The sequence below is a fragment of the Enterobacter sichuanensis genome (genome assembly GCF_002939185.1).
Lineage (GTDB): Bacteria > Pseudomonadota > Gammaproteobacteria > Enterobacterales > Enterobacteriaceae > Enterobacter > Enterobacter sichuanensis.
In genome coordinates this window covers 1-2858 of record NZ_POVL01000120.1, presented here as the reverse complement: position 1 = coordinate 2858, position 2858 = coordinate 1, and the positions used below count along the sequence as shown (strand labels likewise).

Genomic DNA, 2858 nt, shown 5'->3' with positions numbered 1-2858 from the left:
GTTTCCGTTAATGAGGCCGTATGATTCTCCCAAAAGACGGCATAAAGCTACACCGTGGAAACCTTGGCGCAATCACTCAGCATCTGAAGCCACTTCTCGAAAACGGTGAGTGCTTCCGGCTCCAACTCAAAGACTGGCGCGAGAAGAGAAGCCTTTCACAAAATAGTCTGAGCCACGTTTGGTACAAGGAAATTAGCGACTACCTGATCAAGTCTGGGCGCACTGACGCCACGCCTGCATGGGTAAAGCGCAACCTCAAAAAGACCTATCTCGGTTATGAAGAGGTTGAATACACCGACTTCGTCACCGGAATTAAGACGATTGAATTAGAGCTGCGCCACACGTCCGATCTGGACACTGGCGACATGCACCATTTCATGTGCCAGGTAGAAGGCTGGTGCGCTCAGTTTGGCCTGGTGCTCACCATCCCTCAAAGCAGCGAGTTTCAGGTGCTGCGCGATAAGCAGGAGGCCTGATGTCTACTCCACTTTCCCGCGTCATCACCAATGAAATCTTCCGCGTTCCGGCGTGCCGCCAGCGCAAGCACGCGGTTAAGCCGTCCGACATCCCGACACTGAAAGACTACACAGCCCGCCTGGTGGATCAGAAATGGCTGCGTCTCGCGGCACGGAGGGCGCATGGCTAATTTATGCAAAGCGGCACGCGGCCGCGAATGTCAGGTGCAGATCCCCGGCGTATGCAACGGAAATCCTGAAACCTCAGTACTGGCTCACATTCGTCTTGCTGGTCTCTGCGGGACTGGAATCAAGCCGCCAGACCTGATCGCCACCATCGCATGCAGCAGCTGCCACGATGAGATTGATCGCCGAACCCGCCTGGTCGATGCGGATTATGCAAAGGAGTGTGCGCTGGAAGGCATGGCCCGCACACAGGTTATCTGGCTCAAAGAGGGGCTCGTGAAGGTATGAATATTTACGATATCACGCCAGTCAGCAAACCCCGCATGACTCAACGGGACCGGTGGGTAAAACGTCCGGCAACAGCAGCGTATTGGGCTTTCAAAGCCGAAGTACGCCTGCTAGGGATCTGCCTGCCTGAATCCGGTTATCACGTGACCTTCATCATTCCCATGCCAAAAAGCTGGAACCAGAAGAAGCGCGCGCAACTTAACGGACAGGCTCATCAGCAGAAACCGGATAAAGACAACCTGGAAAAGGCGCTACTCGATGCCATTTTCGACGACGACAGCCGTGTCTGGGATGGCCGGGTAACAAAACTTTGGGGAGAGAAGGGGCAGATCATTATTGGGGAGTGTGCGCCGTGACCAGAGACGAGATAACCCGATACCAGGCAGAAAGCGTTAAGCGCGCCAGCCTGCCACCAGTAGCAAAGCACAGCCAGACCAAAACCAATCAGCCTCAGAAGGAAGCCGCATGAACAGTCAGCAACTGGAATACGTACGTCAGCAGCTCATTGTGGCGACCGCAGACCTCAGCGGGGCGACGAAAGGGCAACTGGTAGCTTTCGCCGAGAACGCGCAATTCACCGCGACGGCGCGCAGCCGGGGGCGGAAGAAAATAACCGACCCGGTCACTGGCCGGAAAGTTAACCCTAACGGCCCGCCGATGAGTGGCAGCCAGTCACGCGCCAAGGGCTCATCAATCGCGCTGGTGGGCCCGGTTGAGTTCGTGACCGCATCCTGGCGCCGCGCTATCCTGTCTCTGGAAGACCATCAGAAAGCATGGCTGCTGTGGAACTACAGCGAGAATATCCGCTTCGAGTACCAGGTGGCGATCACCCAGTGGGCGTGGAATGAGTTCCGGGAGCAACTCGGCGCGAAGAAGGTGGCGGGCAAGACGATGGATCGGCTGAAGAAACTGATATGGCTGGCGGCGCAGGACGTTAAGGCGGAGCTGGCAGGGCGTGAAACGTACGAATATCAGGCGCTGGCCGAGTTGGCTGGCGTTGCGAAATCCACCTGGACAGAAACCTATCTGCCTCACTGGCTGGCAATGCGCAACAGCTTTAAGCGGCTTGATAGTGATGCGCTCATCTCAGTAACGCGATCACGTTCACAACAAAAGTCGACAAATTCGCACGCAACTCTTGCAAAACCGAACTGAAACGCATATATTTCATGTAAATCTGATATTATGCCTAAATTTTAATAACCCGCCATTGAGCGGGTTTTTTGTTTTTAATCAGAGAGGATGGTGTATACCAAACACCTCTTCAACCGTCATATTAGACGCAACAGCGGCGGCCTCAATGGCTTGATAAAAGCTGCACCCCATCTCGCGAGCGTTAGGGATGATTTGCTCTATAGCAGCGGCGCTGGTTAGGCATGCTTCTAATGGATGGCGTATACAATACCGCACGATCAACTCCTGCCCGGAATAGTCCATTTCGGCCATATGCGTATAACTGCTTGTTAGAGCAAAGTTGTGATATTCAAGCTTTTGCCTGAAAAGTACGGAATCTACTTCGCACTCTTTTAACGTCTTGTTTGTTACCACTTTAGCAAGATCGGCCATTGCAGCCGGAAGGTTGAGTAGTGAGCAGCCATACTCCGAAAGCTGAACCTCGTAGCAAGCAAATTTATCAGCATATTCGCGCTTCATTCTCTTTTCTGAGCTGGAGAAAAGGTTGGTTAAAAAACGTTTCATTGGCGGCCTTACTATTAGTGTTTAATACATTTCCCAAGCCAATATCGAATATGAGAGCGTTTTGAACAACCTCATGCCGTCCTTGTCCCGCTAATTAGGATTTATGCCAATTAGGGGAAGCGCAATAAACAATATTTCAATCCAGCCTTCCCATATCTCCGGGGCTTTTAGTTTCAGGGTCAGAAGCACAGCGGTTGTGCGTTCGGCTGTTAACCGAATGGTCGAAGTTTA

General features: G+C 52.7%; 7 protein-coding genes. 6 read left to right on the top strand and 1 reads right to left on the bottom strand.

Going from position 1 to position 2858, the window contains the following annotated elements; translation table 11 throughout:
* The first annotated feature begins 20 nt into the window (after positions 1-20).
* The 6 genes from C5687_RS23830 to C5687_RS23805 are packed head-to-tail and all read left to right on the top strand — an operon-like array spanning position 21 to position 2084.
* Positions 21-476 (top strand): YbcN family protein, encoded by a 456-nt coding sequence (locus C5687_RS23830; protein WP_017383033.1) that lies wholly within the window; start codon positions 21-23, stop codon positions 474-476.
* The gene (locus C5687_RS23825) at positions 476-646 is read left to right on the top strand and encodes a NinE family protein (RefSeq protein ID WP_104558194.1); all 171 of its coding nucleotides are present in this window, start codon (positions 476-478) and stop codon (positions 644-646) included. The genes C5687_RS23830 and C5687_RS23825 overlap by 1 nt, the downstream gene beginning before the upstream one ends.
* Positions 639-929 (top strand): DUF1364 domain-containing protein, encoded by a 291-nt coding sequence (locus tag C5687_RS23820; RefSeq protein ID WP_104558192.1) that lies wholly within the window; start codon positions 639-641, stop codon positions 927-929. Before C5687_RS23825 ends, C5687_RS23820 begins: the two co-directional genes overlap by 8 nt.
* Entirely contained in the window at positions 926-1285 is a 360-nt protein-coding gene (locus C5687_RS23815) for a RusA family crossover junction endodeoxyribonuclease (RefSeq protein ID WP_104558190.1), read from the top strand. Before C5687_RS23820 ends, C5687_RS23815 begins: the two co-directional genes overlap by 4 nt.
* Positions 1282-1398: a hypothetical protein gene (locus C5687_RS23810; protein WP_090049334.1), complete on the top strand. Its 117-nt coding sequence runs from the start codon at positions 1282-1284 to the stop codon at positions 1396-1398. Before C5687_RS23815 ends, C5687_RS23810 begins: the two co-directional genes overlap by 4 nt.
* Positions 1395-2084 (top strand): bacteriophage antitermination protein Q, encoded by a 690-nt coding sequence (locus C5687_RS23805; protein ID WP_104558188.1) that lies wholly within the window; start codon positions 1395-1397, stop codon positions 2082-2084. The genes C5687_RS23810 and C5687_RS23805 overlap by 4 nt, the downstream gene beginning before the upstream one ends.
* A 78-nt stretch (positions 2085-2162) precedes the next feature.
* Here C5687_RS23805 and C5687_RS23800 read toward each other — a convergent pair whose 3' ends face one another.
* Positions 2163-2582, bottom strand: a complete 420-nt coding sequence (locus C5687_RS23800; RefSeq protein ID WP_104558186.1) for a hypothetical protein — start codon at positions 2580-2582, stop codon at positions 2163-2165.
* Between the last annotated feature and the right edge of the window lie 276 nt (positions 2583-2858).

Coding starts and splice junctions, on each gene's coding strand:
- C5687_RS23815 (WP_104558190.1), top strand. CDS start 926: ATGAATATTTACGATATCACGCCAGTCAGCAAACCCCGCATGACTCAA.
- C5687_RS23820 (WP_104558192.1), top strand. CDS start 639: ATGGCTAATTTATGCAAAGCGGCACGCGGCCGCGAATGTCAGGTGCAG.
- C5687_RS23800 (WP_104558186.1), bottom strand. CDS start 2,582: ATGAAGCGCGAATATGCTGATAAATTTGCTTGCTACGAGGTTCAGCTT.
- C5687_RS23825 (WP_104558194.1), top strand. CDS start 476: ATGTCTACTCCACTTTCCCGCGTCATCACCAATGAAATCTTCCGCGTT.
- C5687_RS23805 (WP_104558188.1), top strand. CDS start 1,395: ATGAACAGTCAGCAACTGGAATACGTACGTCAGCAGCTCATTGTGGCG.
- C5687_RS23830 (WP_017383033.1), top strand. CDS start 21: ATGATTCTCCCAAAAGACGGCATAAAGCTACACCGTGGAAACCTTGGC.